Raw genomic sequence first — 5545 nt, forward strand, 5'->3', positions numbered from 1 at the left:
CGACACCATCCAACGCATCCTGATCCAAACCGGCCAACGGGAAATCCGACGGCGTATATCCGCCCACTCCCGGACGGCAGCAATACTCGATCATCCGGGTGAGGACATCGACGTACCGCTGCGCCAACCGCTCCACCGTCCCCTCGTCATACACCTCACCCCCATACGTCCACACCATCTCCAAACTGCCGTCAACAACCTGGCTGTTGACCTCGATCAGGTGGGGACGATCGCCCTCGGACGACTGCGCCACGCCCAGGTCCCTGCCTGACGGACGGAAGCGGTCGGCGCTTCGGCCCTCGCCGGCGTCGTGCGCGTCCGGACGTCGGCCCGACTGGCCGAGGTAGTTGAAGGAGACCTCCGCACCCGAGCCAGAGACCGGCTCCCAGTCGCTCAGGTACCGCAGCAGGCCGTAACCCAGACCCTTACGCGGCACCGCCCGCAGATCCTCCTTCGTACGCCGCAACAACGCACCCAGATCACCGCCTTCCACACCCCCCAGCGCGACCGGACGCACACTCGTGAACCAACCGACGGTACGGGAGACGTCGATGTCGGAACCCACGTCCTCGCGGCCGTGGCCCTCCACATCCACCACGACCGATGACGTCCCGGCCCACTCCGTCAACACCGCACCCAGAACACTGAGCAGTACGTCATTGATCTGCGTCCGGAACGCACCCGGCACCTCACGCAGCAGACGCTCCGTCGACTCCGCACCCAACGCCACCGACACCCGCCGCGCCGCCGCGACCGTATTCCCACCCCCGAACTCACGCGGCAACACACCCGCCGCAGCCCCCACCTCCCGCCAATGAGCAACCTCAGCCTCAACCTCCGAAGACACCGCCAACTCACCCAACCGCTGAGCCCAACGCACGAACGACGTCGTCTTCGCCGGCAGTTCCACCCTCACGGAACCACGCTCGACCTGCTCATACGCCGACGCCAGATCCTCCAACAGGACAGGCCAGGAGACCGCGTCCACGACCAGGTGGTGGATGACGAGGAGGACCAGTTGGCCTCGCTCACCCCGGTCGACAAGGGCCGCACGGAGGAGGGGGCCGTCGCTCAGGTCGAGACCGGCCTGCACCTCCGAGGCCCGCGCCTCCAGGAACTCGTCTTCGACATCCGCCGCAGGGGCATCGATCACCGTCACCAGGTCGCCCGGCTCGACTGCCGCCATCACACGACCGACCCACTGCCCGTCCTCCTGCGCGAAGTTGGAGCGCAGTACGTCGTGGTGCTCGACCAGCGCGGCCAACGCGGCGCGCAACAGCTCGGGTTCGACACGGCCGGTGATCTCCAGCACCGTCGACTGGTTGAAATGCCAGGGCTCCGGCAACTCGCGTTCCAGGAACCAGCGCTGGATCGGAGTCAGCGGGAACTCCCCGACTACGACACCCTGTTCGGCATCTGTCGTGCTTTCACTCGATGCCACCGACGCCAGACCGGCCACCGTCTGGTGGTCGAACAACTGCGCCACGGTCACGTGAATGCCGAGTTCCCGGGCTCGGGCCACGACGCGGATGCTGCTGATCGAGTCGCCACCGAGCTCGAAGAAGTTGTCCTCGGCCCCGACGCGTTCCACACCGAGGATCTGCGCCCACACTCCGGCCAGATCCTGCTCGACGCCGGTACGTGGCTCGACGTAGGCCTCCGCCGAACCCACGCGGGCCGAGGCGTCCGGCGCGGGCAGCGAGGCTCGGTCGATCTTCCCGTTCGCGGTCAGCGGCAGGGCGGCCAGTTCCATGAACACGGCCGGGACCATGAAGGCCGGCAGACTCCGCTGGACATGGTCCCGCAGGTCATTGACCGCCGGTATGCCCTCGGCCTGGTCGGCCGGAACGAGGTAGGCGACGAGGCGTCGGTCCTCGGTGTCCTCGTGGGCGGTGTCCTCGTGGGCCGTCACGACGGCCGAGCGGATCTGCGGGTGGGTGGTCAGGACGGCTTCGATCTCACCGGGTTCGATACGGAAGCCGCGGACCTTGACCTGGTCATCGGCACGGCCCAGGAATTCCAGTTGCCCGTCCGGCGACCAGCGGGCCCGGTCGCCCGAGCGGTACATGCGCGCACCATCGGAAGTGAACGGGTCGGGCAGAAAGCGCTCGGCAGACAGCGCGGGGCGCCCTCCGTAGCCACGGGCCACGCCGGTGCCGGCGATGTACAGCTCGCCTGCCACACCGACCGGTACCGGGTTGAGGCACTCGTCCAGGACGTACGTCCGCGTGTTGTCGATCGGGGTGCCGATGGGCGGAGCGCCCTGACCGTGCGGATCGACGGTCGCGATGCTCGCGCACACCGTGGCCTCGGTCGGACCGTACGCGTTCAGCAGCCGGTGGTGTTCGCCCCATACGGCCGCCGTCGCCGCGTCGAGGCGTTCGCCGGCGGTGACCAGGGTGGCCATACCGTCCAGGTCACCGGGGTTCAGTACGGCCAGCAGTGACGGCGGCAAGGTCGCCACCTGCACGTTCCGCCCCCGCACGAGTGCGGCCAAGGCCTCGGGCTCGGCGCGCTGCTCCGCCGTCGCCACCACCAGCGTGCCACCCGACGCCAGCGTCACGCACACCTCGGAGACGGCTGCGTCGAACCCGAACGGCGCGAACTGCACCACCGCATCCCCGGCTTCCACGCCGAAGGCCCGCCCTTGTGCGCGCACCAGATTCACCACACCGCGATGAGCGACCTGTACGCCCTTGGGCCGCCCGGTCGAGCCCGATGTGTAGATCACGTACGCCAACTGGTCGCCGTGTACGGGGACTTCGGGCGCCGTGGTCGGCAGACCCTCGGTGAGGGCCGGGTCGTCCAGCCACACCACGGACTCCACCGGCAGCCTTGCGGCCACCTCCGCCACCTCCGCCGCCTCGGTCGACTCGGTCGACTCGGACACCGGACGGTGCCCGATCAGCACCTTCGCGCCGCTGTCCGCGAGCATGAACTCCAGGCGCTCGGCCGGGTATTCGGGATCCAGCGGCAGATACGCACCGCCTGCCTGCCACACCGCCAGCATCGCCACAACCATGTCGACCCCGCGTGGCAGGCACAGGGCCACGATCGACTCCGTACCCACGCCGGATCCACACAGGTGGTGCGCCAGCCTGTTGGCGCGGGTCATCAACTCGCCGTACTTCAGGGCCGTTTCACCGCAGGTGACGGCCACCGCGTCCGGGTGCGCGTCCGCCTGGGCCGCGATCAGCTCGTGGACTCCACCCGCCGGGAGCATCGGCGCCGCGGTGTCGTTCCACTCCTCGACCATGCGGCGCCGCTCGACGGCACTCAGAACCGGCAGTTCACCCACCCGCTGTTCGGCATCGGCGGCGATCGCCTCCAGCAGCGTGACCAGGTGCCCTGCCATCCGCTCGATCGTGGAGGTGTCGAACAGCGCGGTGCTGAACTGGAACTCCCCCGCGAGTTCGCCGCCGGCCTCTCCCAGCGTGACCACCAGGTCGAACCTGACCGGCAACTCGTCGACGTCCGCCGGTCCGGCGTCGGGGTCGGCGTGGGCGTCGAGGTCAGCGTGTGCGTCGGCCTCCCGGGGTTCCTCTCCCGACTGCCCGTTGTCGTAGTCGAAGAGGACTTGGAAGAGGGGGCTGCGGGATCGGTCGCGTTCCGTGACGAGTTCGTCGACGAGTTGCTCGAAGGGCACGTCCTGGTGGGCGTAGGCACCAAGAGTCATCTCCCGCACCCGGCCCAGCAGTTCGGCGAAGGACGGGTCACCGGACAGATCGGCCCGCATCACCAGGGTGTTGACGAAGAATCCGATCAGGTCCTCGGTCTCGGCCCGGTTCCGGTTGGCCACCGGCGAGCCGACCACCACATCGTCCGTGTCCGCATACCGGCCCAGCAGCACGCTGAACGCCGCCAGCAGCGTCATCGACATCGTCGTCCCACTACGACGGGACAGTGTCCGCAAGGCTTCAGCGGTCGCGGCCGGCACCCGCACCTCCACCACGCCGCCCTCGGTGGAACGCACCGCCGGACGCGCCCGGTCCGTCGGCAACTCCAGCACCGGAGCCCCTGCCAACGCCCCCCGCCAGTAGGCCAGTTGCTCCTCCAGGACCTCACCGGTCAGCCACTGCCGCTGCCACACCGCGAAGTCCGCATACTGCACAGCAAGCGGCACCAACGGATCCGGCCCGCCGTCGCGGAACGCCTCGTACAGCGCCGACAGTTCACGCCGCAGAATCCGCCCGGACCACTCGTCCGACACCACGTGATGCATCACCAACGCCAGCACATGCTCATCCGCCGACAGCCGGACCAACGTCGCCCGCACCAACGGACCCACCGACAGATCAAACGCCCGCCCCGCATCCACCGCCACCAACACCCGCGCAGCCGCCCCCGGATCCACCGCATCAGACACGTCCACGACCGGCAGCGGGACCGGCGCGGGTGCGTCGATCACCTGGTACGCCACACCGTCCGCATCCGCCATCAACCGCGTCCGCAGCACCTCGTGCCGCGCCACCACAGCGGACAGCGCCGCGCCCAACGCGGGCACGTCCAGCGGACCGGCCCACCGCATCAAGGACGACAGGTTGTACTCCGCGCTTCCCGGTTCCAACTGGTCCAGGAACCAGAGGCGTTGCTGAGCAAACGACAACGGCAGTACCTGGTCCCGGTCCACCGCCGTCACCGGCGGAGCCGTCACACCGGCGCCCGCGGTCTCGATCACAGAGGCGAACTCGCGCATCGTCGGCTCGTCAAAGAGCACCGACAGGGGCACCTCGACCCCGAACACCTCACGGACCCGGGAGATGACCTGGGTAGCGAGCAGCGAATGCCCACCCAGATCAAAGAAGTTGTCTTCGGCGCCCACCTCGTCCACACCGAGGACCTGTGCCCATACGTCGGCGAGGATGCGTTCCGCTTCGGTACGCGGTGCCACAGGTCCGGTCGCGTCCTGACGTACTCCTTGTGGTTCGGGGAGTGCGGTGCGGTCGAGTTTCCCGTTCGCCGTCAACGGCAGTACAGCCAGCTCCACGAACACCGACGGCACCATGTACTCCGGCAACCGAGCCCCAACAAACCCCCGCAGCTCACCCACTGCCGGAATACCGTCCCCGGCATCCTCCGGCACCACATACGCCACCAGCCGGCGCTCCACACCCTCACCCCGCGCCGACACCACCACCGACCGCACCAACGGATGCCCCGCCAGCACCGCCTCCACCTCACCCGGCTCAACACGGAAACCCCGCACCTTCACCTGATGATCCACACGACCCAAAAACTGCACCCGCCCATCCGCCAACCACCGCACCCGGTCCCCCGACCGATACATACGACTGCCATCCCCGGCGAACGGATCCGCCACAAACCGCTCCGCCGTCAGTCCGCCCCGGCCGCGATAACCCCGCGCCACCTGCCCACCCGCAATGAACAACTCACCCCCGACGCCCACCGGCACCGGGTTCAACGCACCGTCCAGCACATACACCCGCGAGCCCGCCAACGGCCGCCCCAGCGACACCACACCATCCCCACCCAACGGCCCCGCCAGCACACCCACCGTCGACTCCGTCGGCCCGTAATGGTTGAC

At 68.7% G+C, this 5545-nt stretch carries 1 protein-coding gene and 1 pseudogene; both read right to left on the reverse strand.

Features of this window, described 5'->3' with window-relative positions:
* Window positions 1–5212, reverse strand: a 5212-nt coding sequence (locus ACFWP5_RS51620; RefSeq protein WP_384174151.1) for an amino acid adenylation domain-containing protein, incomplete at its 3' end; no start/stop codon positions are given.
* Window positions 5213–5365: 153 nt separating this feature from the next.
* A pseudogene (locus ACFWP5_RS51625) lies at window positions 5366–5545 on the reverse strand (AMP-binding protein); the annotation flags it as partial.

The sequence above is a fragment of the Streptomyces sp. NPDC058469 genome (genome assembly GCF_042721125.1).
Taxonomy (GTDB): Bacteria; Actinomycetota; Actinomycetes; order Streptomycetales; family Streptomycetaceae; genus Streptomyces.